Consider the following 20,655-nt stretch of genomic DNA (forward strand, 5'->3'; position numbering starts at 1 on the left):
ACCGTCCCCTCTGACATCCTCGCCGGAGATCTGGCACGACACGGCGGGGGGCCGGGTGACGGGGTTCGGGGGAATCGCGCGTTTCGTGTTCCTGCGTGCGCGGGCGCACCGGCTGCTGATCGCCGCCGCGTTGCTCACGGTCCTGCTCACCACGGCGGTCCTCGCGACCCTGACCGCCTACTCCGGCGCGATCGGTGACGCGGCCCTGCGCCACTCCCTCGACGACCCGCGCAACGCCGCCGACACCGTGCTGGTCGTCAAGGCCGACGTACCCGAGGACCGCCGTAAGGCCGCCGACACCGCCGTACGCAAGGTGGCGCGGCAGACCTTCGACGGACTGCCGGTGAGCGTGCGGACGTTCCTGCGGTCCGGCCCGTACGCGCTGCCGCGCTCGCTGCAGCCCGAGTCGGCGCGGTCCGGGGACCCGGACCTGACCCACTTCGCGGCCCTGGACCGCAGCCGGCTGCGGCTGGTCGCGGGGCGGCTGCCCCGGCCGGCCGGGGGGCTGGTCGAGGTGGCGCTCCCGCAGACCGCCGCCCGCGCCCTCCACCTCGGCCCCGGCGCCCGTTTCACCCTGGCCGACCGGCTGCGCGGCCCGGCGGTGCGGGTCACGGTGACCGGCCTGTACCGGCCGGTCCGCACGGACGACTCGTACTGGCTCCTCGACGACCTGCACGGGCGGGGCATCAACAAGCTCGACTTCACGACGTACGGCCCCTTGCTCGCCGATCCCGCGGTCCTGACCGACGGGAGGGTGAGCGTCGGGACGTCGGGGTGGGTGGCCAGGGCCGACTTCGCCACGGTGACGACCGCGCGCTCGGACGTGCTGCGGAAGTCGGCCGTCGCGGGGAACGCGGCGCTGCGCAAGGAGTCCTCCCTCGGCGGTGCCACGACCGCCTCGACCTCGCTGCCCGAGGTCCTCGACCGCACCGACCGCTCCCTGCTCGTCTCCCGCTCGACCCTGCTGATCGTCGCCCTGCAACTGGTGCTCCTCGCGGGCTGCGCGCTGCTGCTGGTGGCGGGGCTGCTGAGCAGCGAGCGCACCGGCGAGAGCCGACTGCTGCTGGCCCGCGGCTCCTCGCGGGCCCGGATCGCGGGCCTCGCCGCCCTGGAGGGGGCACTGCTCGCGGTGCCCGCGCTGCTGTCCGCGCCGCTGCTGGCGGCTCCCCTGACCCGGATGCTGGCCGGGCGGGGACCGCTGGCCCGGATCGGGCTGCACCTGGAGGTGCCGTCGGGCGGGCGGCCCGCGGTGTGGCTGGTGGCGGGGGCGGTGGCGTTCGGGTGTGCGCTGGCGGTGACCCTGCCCGCGCTGACCTCGTCGTTCGCGCGCGGCCGGGCCCGGGCGCTGCCCGGTGCGGTGCGCTCGGGGGCGGACCTGGGGCTGCTGGCCGTGGCCGGGGTGGCGTACTTCCAGCTCAGCCGTCAGACCTCCGGAGCCGTGTCCGACGACACCTCCGGCACGCTGGGTGTGGATCCGCTGCTGGTGGCGGCGCCCGCGCTCGCGCTGCTGGCCGGGACCGTCCTGACGCTGCGGCTGCTGCCGCCGCTGGCCCGGCTCGCCGAACACCGGGCGACCGGCGGGCGCGGGCTGACCGCGGCCCTGGCGGGCTGGCAGATCGCCCGCCGCCCCATGCGCGGGGCGGGCCCGGTGCTGCTGCTGGTCCTCGCGATGGCGCTGGGCATGCTGGCGATCGGACAGGCCGCCTCCTGGAACCGTTCGCAGTCCGACCAGGCGGACTTCCGGGCCGGCGCACCGGTGCGGGTGCTCGCCCCCGGGAACGCGGGTCCCGGCCGCACCGAGCAGTACGCGGCCGTCGCGGGCGTACGGCAGACCGCCCCCGCCGCCCGGTCCGAACTGCCCCTGTCCGGCAGCCGGTCGGCGACCGTGCTGGCACTGGACACCTCGCGCGCCACCATGCTGATCCGTCCCGACCTGCACTCCGGACCCTTCCTCCGGGGTCTGGGCCCCAACGGCGCGGTCGCGGGGGTGAAGGTGCCCACGGACACGGCCCGGCTACGGCTGACGGCGACCCTGCGCAGCTCCGTCCCGAGCACGACGGGACAGGTCGCCGTCACCCTGGTGGACGCCTACGGCACCCCCTACCGGCTCCCGGCCGGCCAACTCTCCGCCGACGGCCGGCCCCACCCGCTGGACGTCTATGTGTCCGGGGGCCCGCTGACCCTCACCACCCTGGAACTGGTCGTCACCGTCCCGAGCGGCAAGGCCGACCGACAGCGCCTCACCGTCACCGAGTTGACGACCACGGACACCGAAGGGACGGTACGGCGGCTCGCGTCGCCGACCGACTGGGGGGCCGGCTCGCGGACCGACGGGGTGGGTTCCACACCGGACCCCAAGACCAAACCCACCACACCGCGCCTGAGTTCGGGACCCGGGGGGCTGAGCGTGGACTACGGCACCGGGTTCATCCCGGGGGACGACGTCTGGAGCTCGGGGTCGCTGACGGTCCGTCTCAAGGCACCGCAGCCGAAGGCCGTCGGGATCAAGGCCGTCGCCACCGAGAGCTTCCTCGCCTCGACGGGCGCGGCCGTCGGGGACAGCCTGGACGTGCCGCTGAACGGAGAGACGGTACCGGTGCGGATCGTGCGCGCTATACGGGAGTTGCCCACCGTCTCGGACGACGGCGGGGCCCTGTTGATCGATCTGCGGACCGTGAACCGGGAGTTGCAGGAGGAGTCCGGCCGCGCTGTGGAGCCGACCGAATGGTGGCTGTCGACGGAGCCGGGCGCGTCGGACAGGGTCGCGGCGGCGCTGCGGGCCCGGCCCGACATGGACCCCGCGCAGGTCGTGGTACGGGACGAACTCGCCGGGCAGCTGCGCGACGACCCGTTCGGCACGGGCCCCGAGGCCGCGTTCGCCGCGGCGTCCGCGGTGGCGGCGGCGCTGGCCGCGGTCGGGTTCGCGGTGAGCGCGGCGGGGTCGCTGCGGGAGCGCGGCGCCGAGTTCGCCGTACTGCGCGCCCTGGGGGCCCCGAGGCGCCGGCTGGCCCGCGCGGTCGCCGTGGAACAGGGCGTCCTGGTGGTGCTCGCGCTGCTGGTGGGCGCGCTGCTGGGCACGGCGTTGACCCGGGCGGTGGTGCCGCTGATCGTGCTGACGGACGAGGCGACCAGACCGGTCCCGCGAGTCCTGGTCCAGCTCCCGCTCCCGCAGGCGGCCGCGCTGCTGGCGGCGGTGGCCGTCGTCCCGCTCCTGGTGACGGCGGCGCTGGCGCTGCGGCGGGCGGATCCGGCGCGGGCGCTGCGTGAGGGGGGTGAGTGAGGTGAGGTTCTTCCGGAAGACCGAGCCGGAGGTCTCCGGCCAGACCGTGCCCTGGGTGCGCACCCGGCTGCGGACCGCGCCCGGCACCGCCTTCTGGCTCGCCCTGCTGGTCGCGCTCACGGCGTGCCTCGCGGCCGCGTTCCCCCGGGGGGTCGACCGCTACGAGGACTCCGGACTGCGCCGGGCCGCCGAGCGGGCCCGCCCCGACCGGACCAGCGTCGAGGTGCACGCCCCGCCGCCGTCCGTGATGCTCACGCCCCACGAGCGGGAGGAGGTCCTGCGCCCCCGCCTGCTGGCCCGGCAGTACGCCGAGGTCCGCGCCGAGGTCCCGCGCGCGCTCGTCCTCGACCCGGGCCAGTCGACGTACGGCGTGCGCACGACCCTGGACATCCCGGTGCCGGACCCGTGGCTGCCGAGGCCGACCGGCAAGCCCGCGGAGGTGACCCTGGTCGCCCAGGCGGGCCTCGGCGCCCATGCCTCGATCGCCCGGGGACGGCTGCCGCGCGCGGACGAGGACGTGACCGCCGCGGCACCGGAGCTGGAGGCCGCGGTCACCGTGGAGACCGCCAAGTCCCTCCACATCAAGGTCGGTTCGGTGATCCACCTGCCCGCCACCGGCCGCACCCTCCCCGTCCGGATCACGGGCCTCGTCACCCCGCACGACCCCAAGGGCGCCTACTGGTCCACCGTGTCCATCCTGCGCACCCCGGCCCTGGTCCGCGAGCCCGCGCCGTCCGTGGACATGCACTGGCTCGGCGCCCTGCTCATCGATCCCGAGGGGGCCCCGGTCCTGCTGGCCACCCCGGGACGCCCGGAACGCTACTGGCAGTTGGCGCCCTCCGAGAAGACACTCCGGGCCCGCGACATCCCGGCCCTGCGGTCCGCGCTCGCCTCCCTGGAGGCCGGTCCGGTGCTGCGGAAGGTGCGCCTGAAGATCGACGGTCCGGTGACCGAGCTGACGCAGATCACCGGCCGGACCGAGATCCTCACCGACCTCGACGAGGTACTCATCGCCTACGACCGGTCCCGCGAGTCGATCGCCCCGCTGGTCGCGGTCGCCGCGGTCGGCACCGGCACGGTCGCCGCCGTCGTGCTCCTGATGGCGGGCGGACTCACCGCCGACCGCCGCCGCAGCGAACTCGCCCTGCTGCGGGCCCGGGGCGCCTCCCTGCGGGGCCTGACGGCCCGCCTGTTCGCCGAGACGGCGGTCATCGCCGTCCCGGCGGGCGCCCTGGGTCTGGCCGCCGCGCTGGTCGCGGTCCCCGAGGGCCGCTTCCGGTACGCGATGGCGGCCGCCGTGGCGGTCACCGCCGTCACCTGCGCGGCCCTCCCCCTGCGCGCGGCGGCCGCCCACCGCGTGGTCCGCGTCCACACCGGCCGCGAGGACATCTCCGCCGTACGACCGTCCCGGCGCCGTACGGTCGCCGAGCTGACCCTGCTGGTGCTGGCGGCCGCGGCGGTGGAGTCGCTGCGCCGGCGCGGCACGTCGGGCGCTTCCGACGACCTCGTCTCCCTGGCACCGGTGCTGGTGGGCGTGATCGCCGCCCTGCTCCTGGTCCGCCTGTACCCGCTTCCGCTGCGCGGCCTGGCCCGCCCGGCCGCCCGCCTGCGCGGTGCCCTCGCCCATCTGTCCCTGGCCCGCGCGGGCCGCACCTCGGCCTCCGCCGTCCTGCCCCTCCTCGCCCTGCTGACCGCCCTGACCACGGCGGCCTTCGGCGGCTCGGTCCTCGCGGGCGTGCAGGAGGCCCGCGACCACGCGTCCCTCCTCGCGGTCGGCGCCGACGCGCGCGTGGAGACGGCGACACCGCTCCCGACGGGACTGCCGGAGCGGCTGCGCAGGTCACCGGGGGTGAGCGACCTGTCCGCGGTGAGCGTCGTCTCCGACGCGAAGCCGGAGAACGGAGCCCAGTCGCTGCCGCTGGCCGGGGTGCGCCCCGCGGACTACGCGGCCCTGTCGTCCCGGACGGACATCGGCGCCTTCGAGGCGGCCCGCTTGCCGGACGGGCCCTCTGGCGGCACGACCCCGGCCCTGGCCTCCACGGCCACCGCCCGGACGTACGGCACCCGTCCCTTCCCGGTCCTCCTCCCGGACGGCAGCTCGCTCACCGTCCGCATCACCACCGTCCTGGACCGCACGCCGGCGGTGCCGGGCCCGGACTTCCTGATCGTGAACCGCGAGGCACTGAGCCCGGCGCTGGCGCGGCCGACGACCCTGCTGCTGACGGGGAAGGGCCTGGACGGGGCCGCGCTGCGGAAGGCGGCCCCCAAGGCGGCGGCCGTGCACCTGAGGTCCGAGGAACGGAAGCGCTACGCCGACTCCCCTCTCCAGACCGGCGCGGAAGGCGTCTACGCCACGGCGGTGGCGGCCGGCACCGGATACGCGGTCCTGGCCCTCCTCCTGGCCCTCCTGCGCACGGCCCCCGAACGCACGGCCCTGCTGGCCCGCCTCCGCACGATGGGCCTGACCCGGGCGGGAGGCCGCCGCCTGCTGGTCCTGGAGTCCCTGCCCCAGGCGATCCTGGCCGCCCTGGGCGGCACCCTCACGGGCTGGGCCACCATCCGCCTGCTGTCCCCCGGCATCGACCTGACGGCCATCGCCCTCGCCACGGCCGAACCCGACGCGGCCGGAGCGGAGTTGCGCACGGACGCCCTCTCCCTGGCGGTACCGGCGGCGGCCGTGCTGCTGCTGGCGGTGGCGATGGGGATCGGCCAGGCGTGGTGGTCGGGCAGACGGGGCTCGGTGCGGGAGTTGAGAGCGGGGGACGCGAGATGAGCGACTTCGCCGGCCTCAGCCCCGGTCGCGGCCGGTCGAGCCACTACGGCGGCTCCCCGCCCGCGGAGACCCGCACCCACCCGATAAGCAACTTCACCCGCCCCAGCCACGGCCGGTCAAGCCACTACGCCAGCCCCCCGCCCGCAGAAACCAGCACCCACCCGAGGAACAACTTCACCCGCCCCAGCCCCAGCCACGGCCGGTCGAGCCACTACGGCGGCTCCCCGCCCGAGGAGAGCGGCGGCACTCGTCCGACGGCACAGCGCGGCACATCCACAGGCGCCCCCACAGGAGACGGCCAGTGACCACGAACCCCACTCTCACCGACCTCGCCCGCAGGGCGACCGAGGCCCGCTCCCGCCCCACCTACGGCCACGACGCCCTGATCACCTGCGACCGGCTCGTCCGCGTCTTCACCACGGACGGCGTGGAGGTCCAGGCGCTGCAGGGCCTCGACCTGCTGGTCCGAGAGGGCGAACTCCTGGCTCTGGTGGGCGCGTCCGGCAGCGGCAAGTCCACCCTCATGAACATCCTCGCGGGCCTGGACACCCCCACCGCCGGCGCCGCCAGGGTCGCGGGCCACGACCTCCTCGCCATGACCGCGAAGGACCGCCTGGCCTACCGGCGCAAGACGGTCGGCTTCGTCTGGCAGCAGACCTCCCGCAACCTGCTGCCCTACCTCACCGCTGCCCAGAACATCACCCTCCCCATCCAGCTCTCCGGCTCCCGGACCCCCCGCCGCGCCCACACCGAACGCGCCCTGGAACTCCTGGAGTTGCTGGAGGTCGCCGACTGCCGCAACCGCCGCCCCCACCAGATGTCGGGCGGCCAGCAGCAACGCGTGGCGATAGCGGTGGCGTTGGCCAACAGCCCGGCGGTCCTGCTGGCCGACGAACCGACGGGCGAACTCGACTCCCACACCGCGGAACAGATCTTCGCCGCGTTCCGCACCGCCAACGAACAGCTCGGCACGACGATCGTCATCGTCACCCACGACCAGGCGGTGGCGGGAGAGGTCCGCCGTACGGTGGCCATCAGGGACGGCCGCACCTCCACGGAGGTTTTGCGCCGCAGCGAGGTGGACGCGACGACGGGCCACGAGACCCTGGTGGCGAGGGAGTACGCGATGCTCGACCGCGCGGGCCGCCTCCAGCTCCCGAAGGAGTACACCGAGGCGCTGGACATGCGGGACAGGGTCGCGCTGGAACTGGAGCCCGACCACATCGGCGTATGGCCGGACGACAGCGACCGGGACTGACGGGCACTCAGCGCACGGTGACGCCGAGCATCCCAAGTCCCCCTTGCCGTACGGCGATCGAGCCGTACGGCGTACGCAGCCGCAGCCACGCCCCCGACGAGAGGAGCGCCAACTCCGCGCCGGGCCGCAGGAATCCCAGCGACTGGGCGGCGTGCACGGCCCGCACGGGCAACCCGGTGTCCGCCACGGTCCGGGACCAGATCTCCCGGCCGATCCGGTCGAGTTCGGCCCGGGTACGCGCCTCGGAGTCCAACTCCTCGGTACGGGAACGGAATTCGGCGACCCCGGAGTGGACGAGCGCCCGCAGTGCCTGCGGCTCCGGCAGCCCGGTCACCGCCCGCCACCCGCCACGCGGCGGCAGCACCCCGGCCCACGGCGGCCCGGTCACCGCCGCCGGCACGACGGCCGTACCCGCGGCCTCGTCGAGGGATTCCAGGAACTCACCGGCGGACACGGTCACGTCGAGCGTGACGTCGAGCCCGTTCTCGTACGGCTTGGCGAGGCGCACCGCCCGGATCGCCAGCACCTCGAAGGACGGCGGCCGCCCGAAGACGGCGAGCGCCGTGCCGGTGCCCTGGAGGCGTACCGCGGCCGAGCGGTCGTAGTGGAGCAGCCGGGAGAGGAAGGCGGCCAGGTCGGCCGCCTCCGACTCGTCGGCGAGATGGAGCACCGTCATGCGGCGACGGCCTCGTCCTTGTCGTCGTCCCGGTACCCCTCCAGGAACTCCCGTTCCTCGGCGGTGATCCGGCGCGGCCGCTGCGCCTCGAAGTCGAACGGCACGACCACCGTCGAGGCCCGTACGTAGACCAGGTCGTCGTCCTTCACCTCGTAGGAGATGGTGAAGGACGCCGCCCTGATCTGCGAGACCCACAGCTCGATGTCGACCGGGTGGTGCCGGTGGACGAGCTGCCGCTTGTAGTCGATCTCGTGGCGCGCCACCACCGATCCCTGCTTGAAGTCCTTCTCCGGCCGGAAGAGGAAGTCGATCCGGGCTTCCTCCAGATAGCGGATGAAGACGGCGTTGTTGACATGGCCGTAGGCATCCATGTCGGACCAGCGCAGCGGGCAGCGGTAGAGGTGACGCAAGATCGATCAGCCCCGGGTCAGCTTCTTGTAGGTGGCGCGGTGCGGACGCGCCGCGTCCGGGCCGAGCCGCTCGATCTTGTTCTTCTCGTACGACTCGAAGTTGCCCTCGAACCAGAACCACTTGGAGTCACCCTCGTAGGCGAGGATGTGAGTGGCGACCCGGTCCAGGAACCACCGGTCGTGGGAGACGACCACGGCCGCACCCGGGAACTCGAGGAGCGCGTTCTCCAGCGAGCCGAGGGTCTCGACGTCGAGGTCGTTGGTCGGCTCGTCGAGGAGCAGGAGGTTGCCGCCCTGCTTGAGGGTGAGCGCGAGGTTCAGTCGGTTGCGCTCACCGCCGGAGAGCACACCGGCCGGCTTCTGCTGGTCCGGGCCCTTGAAGCCGAAGGCCGAGACATAGGCCCGGCTCGGCATCTCGACCTGACCGACGTTGATGTAGTCGAGCTCGTCGGAGACGACCGCCCACAGCGTCTTCTTCGGGTCGATGTTCGCGCGGCTCTGGTCGACGTACGAGATCTTGACCGTGTCGCCGACCTTGATGGTGCCGGAGTCCGGCTCCTCCAGGCCCTGGATCATCTTGAAGAGCGTGGTCTTGCCGGCGCCGTTGGGGCCGATGACGCCGACGATGCCGTTGCGCGGGAGCGTGAAGCTCAGGTCGTCGATCAGGACCTTGTCGCCGAAGCCCTTGGTGAGGTTGTTGACCTCGACGACGATGCTGCCGAGCCGCGGGCCCGGCGGGATCTGGATCTCCTCGAAGTCCAGCTTCCGCATCTTGTCGGCCTCGGCGGCCATCTCCTCGTACCGCGCGAGACGGGCCTTGGACTTGGCCTGACGCCCCTTGGCGTTGGACCGCACCCACTCCAGCTCTTCCTTGAGGCGCTTGGCGCGCTTGGCGTCCTTCGCACCCTCGACCTTGAGACGGGTCTGCTTGGTCTCCAGGTACTTGGAGTAGTTGCCCTCGTAGCCGTGCAGGCGGCCGCGGTCGACCTCGCAGATCCAGCCGGCGACGTTGTCCAGGAAGTACCGGTCGTGGGTCACGGCCACGATGGTGCCGTCGTACTTCGCGAGGTGCTGCTCCAGCCAGTTGACCGACTCGGCGTCGAGGTGGTTGGTGGGCTCGTCGAGAAGCAGCAGGTCAGGAGCCTCCAGCAGCAGCTTGCACAGCGCCACGCGGCGGCGCTCACCACCGGAGAGGTTGGTGACGGCCCAGTCGCCGGGCGGGCACCCGAGCGCGTCCATGGCCTGCTCCAGCTGAGCGTCGAGGTCCCACGCGTTGGCGTGGTCGAGCTCCTCCTGCAGCTTGCCCATCTCGTCGAGCAGCGCGTCGGAGTAGTCCGTGGCCATGAGCTCGGCGATCTCGTTGAACCGGTCGAGCTTGCCCTTGACCTCGGAGACGCCTTCCTGGACGTTCTCCAGGACGTTCTTCTCCTCGTTCAGCGGCGGCTCCTGCAGCAGGATCCCCACGGTGTAACCCGGCGACAGGAAGGCATCGCCGTTCGACGGCTGCTCCAGCCCCGCCATGATCTTCAGGATGGTCGACTTACCGGCACCGTTCGGGCCGACCACACCGATCTTCGCGCCAGGCAGGAAGTTCAGCGAGACGTCGTCAAGGATGACCTTGTCGCCGATTGCCTTGCGCGTCTTGCGCATGGTGTAGATGTACTCAGCCAAGAGAAACCGTCCGGCAGCTTGAAATCTGGCAGTGGGCAGATACACCCCATCTTGCCTGAGGTCCAGCCTTGGGTGGTAACCCGTTTGGTCGGGGGGCTGTGACCTGGGGGTTCGCCGTCGGCGACGGTAGCTCGACTGTCACTGTCGGTCGTCGTTGGTCGGTCTCGGGCACCCTCGCACGGCCCAGGGACGGCCCAGCCGCCCCAGCCATAGTGGGGTTTCCCTCCTCTGCCACGCACGCAGCACGCCGCCGGGCGCGGCCAGCCGGGCGCAGACAGGGGGCAGGCCGCGCCGCAGAGGCGGCGCGCGCCCGCGCCGAGGACCGATCGAAGATCACTTGCCGTCCCGCCTCGCCATCGCGGCGGGCGTGCACGACGAGATCGCCGGAGTCCACGGCCGGCCCTCAACGCCGCCCCTTCCCCGCTCGACCGGCACCACAACGCCTCAGAACAGTCCCGCGGCCACGTCGGCCTCCTGACCGGCGCGCCGGATCAGTCGCCCGCCCTGCGCACCGCCAGCAACACAGCCGCCCCCACAGCCACCGCCCCCGCCACCCCCGCGGACCGCATCAGCCCCTGGGACGAGCGCCACGACAGCACCGACCACCTCGACTGGGCCGACAGCAGCGACCCGGTGCTCAGCCACGAGCCCGCCGAGATCAGGGACAGGGCCGAACCGATCGAGCCCACGGACAGGGCGCTGCCGATCGAGCCGACCGACAGGGCCGAGCCCACGGAACCGATGGACAGCACCGAGCCCACCGAGCCGATCGACAGCACCGAGTCCTGGGACCACAGGGACAGCACCGAGTCGGATGAGGGGTGACGTGCCGGCGATGCGGATGACTTGGTCATGACGTCATTCTGCCCGTCGCCGACGCGCCCGGTCAGTCCTGCGGCCGGTTCTGCTTCCTGCCGGTGAGGACCAGGGCGGCGCCCCCGATCACGACCAGGGCGATAGCGGTACCGGCGATCAGCGGGGTGGTGGCGGAGCCGCCCGTCTCGGCGAGGTTGACGTCGGTGGTGGGGAGGGCCACCGTGGCGGGGCTGGGCTCGCTGAGGGTCTGGGTCGTGGCGCCGGTCTCGCTGCTGCGGGTGCGGCAGTCGAGGACGCCGGTGAAGCGCTTGGCGAATCCGTCGGGACCGGTGATCGTGAAGTCGTACGCCTGGTCCTCCTGGAGCGGGACCGTCACGGTGCGGGACTCGCCCGCCGCGATGGCGTACTCCGTGCCCATCAGCTCGAACGCGAACTCCTCGTCGCCCTTGTTGACCGCCGTGATGTCCAGGCCGCCCTCGGTGCAGTTCCGCACCGCGGAGAGGGCCGGTACGGCACCCTCCTTCGCCCAGGTCGCGCTTGCCGTGGCCGAGACCGTCGACTCGCTGGAGCCGGCGAGGATCTGGGTCTGGCTCCGGCTCTCTGAGGCGAACGCACGGCCGACCGGCACGGTGGTCGAGGCCTGCACGGTGAGGTCTGCCGAGCCGGCCGCCGCGTCCTCGGGGACGTCGAAGTAGAGCTCGCTCCCGTTGCTCGCGGAGGTCACCGGCCTGCCGTCCTTGCCGACGATCCGTACGCCGCTCGTGGCCGCGTCCGCCGGCGGGGTGACCGTGGCACCGGCCGCGTTGGTGTGCACCGTCACCGGGCCGAGCAGCTCGCCGGGGTGGCCGGAGACCGCGGGCGGGTCGAGCATCAGCGACGCCGCCGGCTCCGCGCTGTCACGGGCGCTCTTCTCCAGGTAGTCCGCGAGCTTCTCGGCCCGCGGGTCGGCGGCGTCGACGTCCGCGCCGTCCGAGTAACGCCAGATCGCCACCTGGGTGCCGGCCGCCGCGTCCTGCTCGGTCAGTCCCGCGGCGATCCCGGCCTTGGCGGCGAGCGCCGCGAGATCGTTGACCTGGGGGTAGGAGTTCTCCAGGATCCAACGGATCTTGCCCGCACCCTTGTTGGCGCCCAGCGAGCTGCCGCTCCAGTCGGTCTCGTGGTACTTGGCGTCCTTCTGCGTGGGGTTGTAGAGGTCCACGCAGTACGTCTGGAGGGTTCCGCCGCCCTCGACGGACATCTCGAACAGCCCGGCGGACACCTGGAGATCACGGTCGGTCCCGTGTATCACCGCGTCACCGTAGGTCTTCAGGCCTCCTATGGTGGCCGTCGCCCCTCTCTGGTTCTGCGCCGCCTCGTCCGCCGACGCCGTACCGGCGGCGACCACTGCCGCACCGGCGGCGAGCAGGCCGGAGACGAACGTGACGGCCGCGAGGCGAGCCGCCCCCCGTCCGCGCACGGACAGCGCAGAGAACGCAGAAAACACGGAATTCCCCTTCGAGCAGGACCCGTTGTCGAGCGGGCAGGCGGTCCCACCAGCAGAATCAGTAGCCCCGGGAGCTGTGTTCGGCATCCTAGGGACGCGGCCGCCCCCCTCTTCCCGGGGATGCGGTCGGAAGATCGATCCGACTCGGAATCGTTATCGCCACGGCCTTCCACCCGTATGGATTATCGACAAATCGACCGGAGCTATCCGGAACGTATTCGCGGATAAGCCGCACTTCGGTCAGGGCGGCGCTTCGGGCGGAGCCACCGCGCCGCCGGCCCGGCCCCCTCTCCCCGCTGACGTCACGTCATGTCACGTCACCGCGACGGGTTGCTGTCGGTCCGCGGTCTCGCCCGGCGGTGTCTCCCAGGCGGGCTCCGGCTGCGTGGACGACCCCGCGACGGTGTTCTCCGGTCGCTGGGTGCGCCGGAAGGCCGAGGTGCCGCGCGCGAGGTCATGGCCGATCGCCACCGCGTCGATGTCGGCCGAGGTCCAGGCCGGCTGCCCCTCGCGCATCTCCGAACGCACCTTCAACCGGCCCTGGACGACCACCGGATCGCCCACGTTGATCGACCCCGCCACGTTGGTGGCGAGCTGGCGATTGGCCCACACCGTGAAGAAGTTGGTGTGCCCGTCCGTCCATTCGTTCTTCTCGCGGTCCAGATACCGCGCCGTCGCCGCCAGCCGGAACCGCACCGACGCACCCGTCGCCAACTCCCGGTACACCGGCTGTGTCGCCACGTTGCCCACCGCGCAGATCATGGTCTCGTTCATCGCTGGAAATCCTCCCGGACATGCGTACGGGCCCGTCCCGTACGGCCGCTGCTGTCTGCGCACCGACCGCGTCACCGCGATCGCCGCGAAGCCAGACTGCCTCCGCCGGGCCGAGCCCGCTGCGCCCTGTGGACCGTCCACGGGTTGTGGAAAACTCCGCCACCCGAACGAGGGACCCGCTCCACAGGGCCGGCCGTCACACCCCGACGACCCTGCCGTACTGCTCCCGGACCTCCCGGTAACGCAGCAGCTCCGCCGCGACAGGATCCAGCACCCGCGCCCGCCCGCACCCGGACGCCGCCTCCCGCAACCGCCGTTCCGCCTCCACGCCGTACCGGCGCGCGGGCCCGCGCGCCGCCATCCGGCAGCTCCACTCGACGAGCGGACCGCCGATGATGCCGGCCACCATCAGCAGCACCGGAACCCCCAGGTTCGGCGCCATGACCCCGACGATCTGACCCACCAGCCAGAGCCCGCCGACGACTTGAAGGAGCGTCATGGACGCCTGCGCCAGCACGGCCACCGGCCACCAGCCCGGACGCGGCGGACGGCCCGGCGGCAGCCCGGCCCGGGCCGTCAGCTGGTCCAGCGCCTCGGGCAGCCCCTGGGAGCCGCGTACGGCCGCCTCGCGCACCGCCTGCGCCCACGGCGCGGGCAGTCCCGCCGAGGCCCGGTCGGCGAGCGTCCGTACGGCCTGCTCGACACGCTGCCGCGCGGTCGCCTCCTCGTCGGGCTGGGCGCGCAACGGCAGCCGGCCCGTGGCGGGTTCGCTCCGGTCCTGGTACCACCGCCACAGCCGCAGCCAGGGCGTCCCGCACGCGCGGTTGGCGTTGCGCAGCCAGGCGCGTTCGGCCGCCTCGCCCGCAGCGGTGGCGCCGACCGCGTCCGCGAGCCGGGCGGCGAAGTCCTCGCGCGCCTCCTCGCTCAGCCCGGTGCGCCGGCCCGTCGCGTAGACGGGCCGCAGCCGCCAGGCCGCCGCGTCCACGTCGGCCGCGATCCGCCGCGCCGGAGCCCCGCGCTCCGTCACGAACTGACCGAGCGCCTCCCGCAGTTCACCGATGCCGTCCCCGGTGAGCGCCGACAGCGCGAGCACGGTCGCGCCCGGTTCGCCGTACTCCCCGAGGGCGATCCCGTCCTCGTCCAGCAGCCGCCGCAGATCGTCGAGGACCTGCTCGGCGGCCTCCCCGGGCAGCCGGTCGATCTGGTTGAGGACGACGAACATGACCTCCGCGTGGCCCGCCATGGGGCGCAGATAGCGCTCGTGCAGCATCGCGTCGGCGTACTTCTCGGGGTCGACGACCCAGATGACGGCGTCGACGAGAGCCAGGATCCGGTCCACGTGCTCGCGGTGCTGGACGGCCGCCGAGTCGTGGTCGGGCAGGTCGATCAGGACGAGCCCGCGCAACTGTGCCTCCGACTCGGCGCTCTGCAGCGGGCGCCGCCGCAACCGGGGCGGGATGTTGAGCCGTTCGATGAGACTCGCCGAACCGTCGCTCCAGCTGCACGCGATCGGCGCGGCCGTGGTCGGCCGGCGCACCCCGGTCTCCGAGATGGCCACTCCGGCGAGCGTGTTGAACAGCTGCGACTTGCCGCTGCCCGTCGCGCCGGCGATGGCGACGACGGTGTGCTGCCCGGAGAGCCTGCGCCGGGCGGCCGCCTCGTCCAGGACCTGGCCGGCCTCGGCGAGCGTCCGGCTGTCGAGCCGGGCCCGCGAGAGCCCTACGAGCTCCCGCAGCGCGTCCAGACGGGAGCGCAGGGGGGCGTCGTACGCGAGCGGGGCCGCGGGCGGGGCGTTGGGCCCACGGACCTCCAATGCGGCGGCCTGCTCGGTCTCGGCGGTGACCCGACGTGCGATGAGCCCGTCGTCCCAGCCTCCCGCGGAGTCGGCGTCGGCCGGTTCGCCGGGGTGCTCCACGGCCTCTCCGCGCGCGTGTGCAGCCTCCTCCCGCGCGCGCCCCGGCCCCGCCTCCGTCCGCGCGGGACCGCTCTGCGCACTCTCCACGCGCGCGTGCCCGTCCTTCCCGCCCATGTCCGCGTCGCTCCCCACGGGTTCCTCGACCGGTCCCTCCCCGTTCTCCGATCCGGCGTCCCCCGTCTGCTCCGTGTGGTCCTGATCCGTGACGGCGGTCATCGGTCACCTCTCCTTCTGCAGTACGGACAGCGCGGCGATGAGTTCGGCCTGGGGTTCGGGGTGTACGTCGAGGGCGTCGAGCGGGGCGAGCCGGCGCTCGCGTTCGGTGTGCACGACCCGGTCGAGGTGCTCGGCGAGCAGCCGTCCGCCCCGGTCGCGCAGTCGCAGGGCCCCGTGGGCGCCGATCCGTTCGGCGAGCCCCTCACCGGCGACCCGTGCCCGACGTCCGCCCAGCAGCGCGGTGGCGACGAGGGCTGCGACCGTCTCCGGGTCGGGCGCGACCCCGCGGTCGAGGTCGCGGATCTCCTCCTCGGCGTACTCCTCCAGCTCCCGCCGCCAGCGCCGTACGGCCATCCCGATCCGGTGTTCGGCGCTCTCCGCGGTCGGATCGCGGTTCGTCAGTTCCGGCGCGGCCGCGGCCGGTTCGCGCCGCCAGGCCTCGTCGACGCGCTCGTTGGCGGCGGTGACCGCGCACAGCAGGAGTGCGGCCAGGCTCTCCACCAGGGCGTCCAGGAGCTCTGCGGCGGTGCAGTCGAGGGGGAAGGCCCGCCAGCGCTTGAGGGCGTCACCGGCGAGCACCGCGCCGGCCTGGAGCCGCCCCCGCACGCGCGCGTACTCGCTGTCGTACGCCCCTTCGACGGCGTTGGTGAGCCGCAGCGCGGCCGCGTACTGGGCGGCGGCCGCTCCGGCCAGCTCGGGCATCCGGGACTTGAGGGAGGCGAGGACACCGTGGGCCGTACGGGCGACGGCGTGCTGCCGGGCCGCGGGGTCCTGCACCTGGTGGACGAGCCAGGTCCGCAGCGATGCCACGGCGGTGGCCGGCAACAGCCCGCCGCCCCAGGCCGACTCGGGCAGTTCCGGCACCGTGAAGCGGGGCACGTCGCCGAGGCCCGCCTTGGTGAGCAGGGCGCCGTACTGCCGCGAGACCTCGGAGACGACCTGATGCGGCACCCGGTCGAGGACGGTCACGAGGGTGGCGTCGTACTCCTTGGCGGTGCGCAGGAGATGCCAGGGGACGGCGTCGGCGTAGCGGGCGGCCGTGGTGACCATGATCCAGACGTCGGCGGCGCAGATCAGTTCGGCGGCGAGCGTGCGGTTGTCGGCCACCAGGGAGTCGACGTCGGGCGCGTCCAGGAGCGCGAGGCCCGGCGGGAGGGTGTCGGCGGTCTCGACGCGCAGCACGCGCGCGGGGTTCTCGCCGGGCAGCAGGAGTTCGTCGCCCGGCTCGTGGTGGGGCACCCACACGCGCGTGAGGTCGGGCAGTACGCGCATTCCGCTGAACCAGTGATGGTCCTCCGGATGGCAGACCAGCACCGGCGTCCGGGTGGTCGGCCGCAGCACGCCCGCCTCGCTCACCCGCCGCCCCACAAGGGAGTTGACGAGGGTCGACTTGCCAGCCCCGGTGGAACCGCCCACCACGGCCAGCAACGGCGCTTCGGGGTCCCTCAACCGGGGCACCAGATAGTCGTCGAGCTGGGCGAGCAGTTCGTCGCGGTTGGCACGCGCGCGTGGGGCCCCCGCCAGGGGCAGCGGGAAGCGTGCGGCGGCGACACGGTCGCGCAGGGCGGAGAGTGCGTCGAGCAGCTGAGGCCGTACGTCCAAGGTCACCACATGTGAAGAATGCCCAATTTTGGGGGAATTCTGAAGCATATGGCCATGTCTGCGCGCCGACCGGACACAAGGGGCGGAAGGGATGACTGGGACGCAGGCACAGTCCAGGCATAACGAGTGCACAACACCCGGTGCGCGAGGCGCCAAAAGCGATGCACGATTCGTACCTGCCTGCGATTATCAGGACCGCTTCACTGAACCTCCACATCGAGCCACGGAGGCGAAGCAACAGGGACAAGGTCGTGGGAGCCCTATCCTTGTCCCCGGCAACGTCACGGAACGGCCCACACCCGGGCACCCAAGACAGAGGCCACCACACCCGGCCCCCGTAGCTCAGTGGATAGAGCAGGCGCCTTCTAAGCGCTTGGCCGCAGGTTCGAGTCCTGCCGGGGGCGCAAACACCTTCTGACCACGCGGTTCGGGCAGAGGGTTTTTTCATGTCCGCCCCGCGCGGCCGTATGCGGCCAGGCGCCCCGGGGCAGTGCGAGCGCGAGTCCGGGCAACGAAGGGGGCCGGTGACGGGGGCAAGGAGACCGCCGTCACACGGCTGGACGCGGGCCGCTTCGGGCCCTAGGCGCTCGCCGGGCCGGACCGCTTCTCCCACCTGGAGGTCGTCTATCACTTCGACCGCGTGCATCGGCGTCTCCCGCTGCCTGCTGCTGCGCACCGACGGCCTCGACATCAAGCCCCACCTGCCCGAGTTCGGTCCGCAGGCCCCACGGACCAGCCCGCCTGGGCGACCGAGCTCATGCGCGACTACTACGCACGGCGCGGCACTGACAGTGCGGCGGCGTAAAGTCGATCACCCTGACCGGACCAGGCACCCGGACCAGGTACCGGACCAAGAACCGGATCAAGCAGGGGAAGGACCGACATGCGTCTGCGCTGTGCCGTGCTCGACGACTTCCAGCGGGCGGCGGGCGACTTCGCCGACTGGTCACCGCTCGCGGACCGGGTCGACGTCGTGTCCCACGCCACCCACTTCACCGACGAGGACGCCCTGGCCGCCGCTCTCGCCGACGCCGACATCGTGGTCACCCTGCGCGAGCGCGTCCCCTTCCCGGCCTCCCTCATCGCCCGCCTGCCCCAACTCAAGCTGCTCATCGCCTCCGGCATGCGCAACTCCGTCATCGACTACGCGGCCGCCGAGGCGCACGGCGTCACCGTCTGCGGTACGGCGAGTTCGTCGGCCCCGCCGGTCGAGCTGACCTGGGCGCTGCTGCTGGGCCTCGCCCGCGGGATCGTCGAGGAGAGCAACTCCCTGCGCGCCAACGGCCCCTGGCAGTCCACCGTCGGCGCCGACCTGCACGGCCGCCGGCTCGGACTGCTCGGCCTCGGGAAGATCGGCGGCCGGGTGGCGCAGGTAGGGCTCGCCTTCGGGATGGAAGTCAGCGCCTGGAGCCAGAACCTCACCCGGGAGCGCGCCGACGAGGTGGGCGTGCACCTGGCCGGATCCAAGGAGCAGCTGCTGGCCGAGAGCGACTTCGTCTCCGTCCACCTCGCCCTCGGCGACCGCACCCGAGGCCTGCTCGGCCCCGCCGAACTCGCTCTCCTCAAGCCCACCGCCTACCTGGTCAACACCTCGCGCGCGGCGATCGTCGACCAGGACGCGCTCCTCGCCGCCCTGCACGAAGGACGGATCGCCGGAGCGGGCGTCGACGTCTTCGACACCGAGCCCCTCCCCGCCGACCACCCCATGCGCACGGCACCGCGCCTGCTCGCCACCCCGCACCTCGGCTATGTCTCGCGCGCCAACTACGCGACCTACTACGGCCAGGCCGTCGAGAACATCGAGGCATACCTGGCGGGTGCCCCCGTACGACGGCTCCCCTGAGATGTGCGGTAGACGGCCCTCCGCCTCAAGAAGGGTGATCCGCACATGAACGCCGTTACCAGGAGTGAGCCTTCGCGTTGAACGGGAAGTGCGACGGCTCGTCCTGCCGCCGCACTTACCGATCAGAAGGAGAACGTGATGTCTCGCATCGCGAAGGCAGCAGGTGTCGCCCTCGGCACCGGTGCCGTGGTCATCGGTGGCGCCGGCCTGGCCCTGGCGGACGCGGGTGCGGACGGCGCCGCCGTCGGTTCGCCTGGCGTCCTGTCCGGCAACGTCGTCCAGGTCCCGATCCACATCCCGGTCAACGTGTGCGGGAACACCGTCAACGTGATCGGTCTGCTGAACCCGGCCTTCGGCAACAGCTGCGCCAACGTCAGCGACAGCCACAAGGGCAACCCGGGCCCGGGTGGGCACGGCGGCTACGGCGGCTGATCGTCCGTACGCGCACCAGAGCCCCGGCACCTCGAGCGCCGGGGCTCTTCCCTTGCCCGGTCCCCTGTCCCCGGTCCCCGTTCCCCTCTCTGCCCGGTCCTCAGCCGTACCGGTAGATCCCGCTGACGTCCTCCAGCTGATCCGGCGTCACGTCCCATGGCGGCAACTTCTCGTGCCGGGCCACGACCCGCTCGTACTGGTCGCTCGCCGGGCCGGGCGGCCTCGCGGGCTGATAGCGGGCGCCGCCGTGCCGCCGCTGCCAGCGGTACCAGCACAGGTCGATGAAGGCGTGGTGCATCCAGAAGACGGGGTCGTTGACGGACGCGCCGCCGACCATGGCCCCGCCGACCCAGCGGTGCACCCGGTTGTGGTTGCGCCAGGCGGCACTGCCCCGGCCGCTGCCCCACCCTTCCAGCTTGTTGCGGAAGCCCTTGGTCACTGTCGAGTTCCACGGGGAGACGTCGTAGACGGGGTCGGCGAGCGCCCCCTCCAGCTCGGTTTTGGTCGGCAGCGCGAGGGGGGCTGCGGCGCGCCCGAGGTCCCGGGTGAGGAACTCCCCGTCGGTGACGCCCTCCGTGAGGGTCCAGTTGCCGCTCGCGTAGGCGAACGGCCCGGTCATCACCTGGCGGTCCGAGCGCCGCCCGTTGCCGCCGAGGAGGTCCTTGGTCCAGGGCGCGGACGTTGTCGTACGGTCCCGGGTCCAGTCCCAGTACGGCACCGTCACCGACGAGTCCACGCGGCGCAGCGCCCGCTCCAGGTCCAGCAGGAAGCGGCGGTGCCAGGGCAGGAAGGAGGGCGCCATGTGAGCCGTCCGCAGACCGTCCTCGCCGTCGGAGACGTAGTACTGGATATGCGTGCGCACGAACTCGTCGTACTCACCGCGCCGTTTCAGCTCCAGCATCGCCTGCACGAACCGCCGCTTCTCGGCGGCGGTCAGGGTGCTGACGTCCTTACGCGTGTACACCATGGTGTCCCCCCATGTGCGCGTGGTCGGCCGTGGTCGTGTCGCGCGGCCGCTGTCCCGGCCCCAGTTCGTCGACGGCCGCGCGGGCCGCCTCCAGCGGGGTCGGGTACGAGCGGTAGTGGTCGATCATGCTCAGCCAGCTGCCGTCGGCGCGGCGCATGAGGTGCAGCGGTCGGCCGTCCACGGTGACGTGCCACGGGGCAGCGGCGACGGGGCGCCCGGCGGCGGTCATCCGCGAGCCGCGGATGCGCCGGCCGCGGTGGGTCTCGTCGAACTCGTCGGCCAGGTCCGCGGGTCGCGCGGCCCGGCGCACCGGCCGGGAGGCCGCGACGACGGGGGCCAGCGCCAGGGCCACGGCCGTGACGAGCAGCCCGCGCAGCGCGTCCCGCCGCGCGGTGCGCACCGGCCCGGGTCTCACCGCCCCCGTTTCGGCGCTCGCCACTCCCCCACCCACGCTGACGACCATCGTGCACTCCTCGTCCGGTTCCGATGTACACAGCGGTAACCGCCCGAGGGCCCCCGTGGTCACTCCCGCGGTCCGG

At 73.0% G+C, this 20,655-nt stretch carries 15 protein-coding genes and 1 tRNA gene; 6 read left to right on the forward strand and 10 right to left on the reverse strand.

The annotated features are described in order from the left end of the window. Window positions 1–85 precede the first annotated feature (85 nt). From H293_RS0103375 to H293_RS0103385, 3 genes are all read left to right on the forward strand, one after another. Window positions 86–3,280: an FtsX-like permease family protein gene (locus H293_RS0103375; protein WP_106968249.1), complete on the forward strand. Its 3,195-nt coding sequence runs from the start codon at window positions 86–88 to the stop codon at window positions 3,278–3,280. Next, window positions 3,273–6,053, forward strand: coding sequence for an FtsX-like permease family protein (locus H293_RS0103380; protein WP_020116468.1), 2,781 nt, complete (start codon window positions 3,273–3,275; stop codon window positions 6,051–6,053). The genes H293_RS0103375 and H293_RS0103380 overlap by 8 nt, the downstream gene beginning before the upstream one ends. A 301-nt stretch (window positions 6,054–6,354) precedes the next feature. Next, on the forward strand, window positions 6,355–7,311 hold the full coding sequence (locus H293_RS0103385; protein WP_020116469.1) for an ABC transporter ATP-binding protein: 957 nt from the start codon (window positions 6,355–6,357) through the stop codon (window positions 7,309–7,311). Window positions 7,312–7,318: 7 nt separating this feature from the next. Here the strand turns inward: H293_RS0103385 and H293_RS0103390 are convergent, their stop codons facing one another. The 8 genes from H293_RS0103390 to H293_RS0103425 form a co-directional block, all read right to left on the reverse strand. After that, window positions 7,319–7,987, reverse strand: coding sequence for a DUF8185 domain-containing protein (locus tag H293_RS0103390; RefSeq protein WP_020116470.1), 669 nt, complete (start codon window positions 7,985–7,987; stop codon window positions 7,319–7,321). Next, a complete protein-coding gene (locus tag H293_RS0103395) occupies window positions 7,984–8,397 on the reverse strand; it encodes an acyl-CoA thioesterase (protein WP_020116471.1) in 414 nt (137 codons plus the stop codon). The genes H293_RS0103390 and H293_RS0103395 overlap by 4 nt, the downstream gene beginning before the upstream one ends. Before the next feature lie 6 nt (window positions 8,398–8,403). Then, entirely contained in the window at window positions 8,404–10,068 is a 1,665-nt protein-coding gene (ettA, locus tag H293_RS0103400; protein ID WP_020116472.1) for an energy-dependent translational throttle protein EttA, read from the reverse strand. A 491-nt stretch (window positions 10,069–10,559) separates the two neighbouring features. Further along, complete coding sequence (locus H293_RS0103405; RefSeq protein ID WP_020116473.1) at window positions 10,560–10,922, reverse strand: hypothetical protein; 363 nt, start codon at window positions 10,920–10,922, stop codon at window positions 10,560–10,562. Between the two features lie 32 nt (window positions 10,923–10,954). Next, window positions 10,955–12,367 (reverse strand): TQXA domain-containing protein, encoded by a 1,413-nt coding sequence (locus tag H293_RS0103410; protein ID WP_028807512.1) that lies wholly within the window; start codon window positions 12,365–12,367, stop codon window positions 10,955–10,957. Window positions 12,368–12,679: 312 nt separating this feature from the next. After that, window positions 12,680–13,141, reverse strand: a complete 462-nt coding sequence (locus tag H293_RS0103415) for a single-stranded DNA-binding protein (RefSeq protein WP_020116475.1) — start codon at window positions 13,139–13,141, stop codon at window positions 12,680–12,682. Window positions 13,142–13,337: 196 nt separating this feature from the next. Continuing rightward, window positions 13,338–15,272 carry a YfjP family GTPase gene (locus H293_RS0103420; protein ID WP_020116476.1) on the reverse strand — a complete coding sequence of 645 codons (1,935 nt, stop codon included), beginning with the start codon at window positions 15,270–15,272 and terminating at the stop codon, window positions 13,338–13,340. A gap of 3 nt (window positions 15,273–15,275) precedes the next feature. Further along, the gene (locus tag H293_RS0103425) at window positions 15,276–16,883 is read right to left on the reverse strand and encodes a dynamin family protein (RefSeq protein ID WP_028807513.1); all 1,608 of its coding nucleotides are present in this window, start codon (window positions 16,881–16,883) and stop codon (window positions 15,276–15,278) included. A gap of 322 nt (window positions 16,884–17,205) precedes the next feature. Between H293_RS0103425 and H293_RS0103430 the strand changes: the two genes are divergently transcribed. From H293_RS0103430 to H293_RS0103440, 3 genes are all read left to right on the forward strand, one after another. After that, window positions 17,206–17,278 (forward strand) — tRNA-Arg (locus H293_RS0103430). Window positions 17,279–17,757: 479 nt separating this feature from the next. After that, window positions 17,758–18,717, forward strand: coding sequence for a D-2-hydroxyacid dehydrogenase family protein (locus tag H293_RS0103435; RefSeq protein WP_020116478.1), 960 nt, complete (start codon window positions 17,758–17,760; stop codon window positions 18,715–18,717). 138 nt (window positions 18,718–18,855) lie between these two features. After that, complete coding sequence (locus tag H293_RS0103440; RefSeq protein ID WP_020116479.1) at window positions 18,856–19,149, forward strand: chaplin; 294 nt, start codon at window positions 18,856–18,858, stop codon at window positions 19,147–19,149. A 100-nt stretch (window positions 19,150–19,249) separates the two neighbouring features. On the opposite strand, the gene H293_RS0103445 is transcribed toward H293_RS0103440, so the two are convergent. Together H293_RS0103445 and H293_RS0103450 are read right to left on the reverse strand one after the other, a co-directional pair. Continuing rightward, window positions 19,250–20,116 (reverse strand): tyrosinase family protein, encoded by an 867-nt coding sequence (locus H293_RS0103445; RefSeq protein ID WP_020116480.1) that lies wholly within the window; start codon window positions 20,114–20,116, stop codon window positions 19,250–19,252. Further along, entirely contained in the window at window positions 20,100–20,579 is a 480-nt protein-coding gene (locus H293_RS0103450) for a tyrosinase family oxidase copper chaperone (RefSeq protein WP_020116481.1), read from the reverse strand. The genes H293_RS0103445 and H293_RS0103450 overlap by 17 nt, the downstream gene beginning before the upstream one ends. Window positions 20,580–20,655: the final 76 nt, after the last annotated feature.

The organism is Streptomyces canus 299MFChir4.1 (genome assembly GCF_000383615.1).
GTDB classification, from domain to species: Bacteria; Actinomycetota; Actinomycetes; order Streptomycetales; family Streptomycetaceae; genus Streptomyces; species Streptomyces canus_C.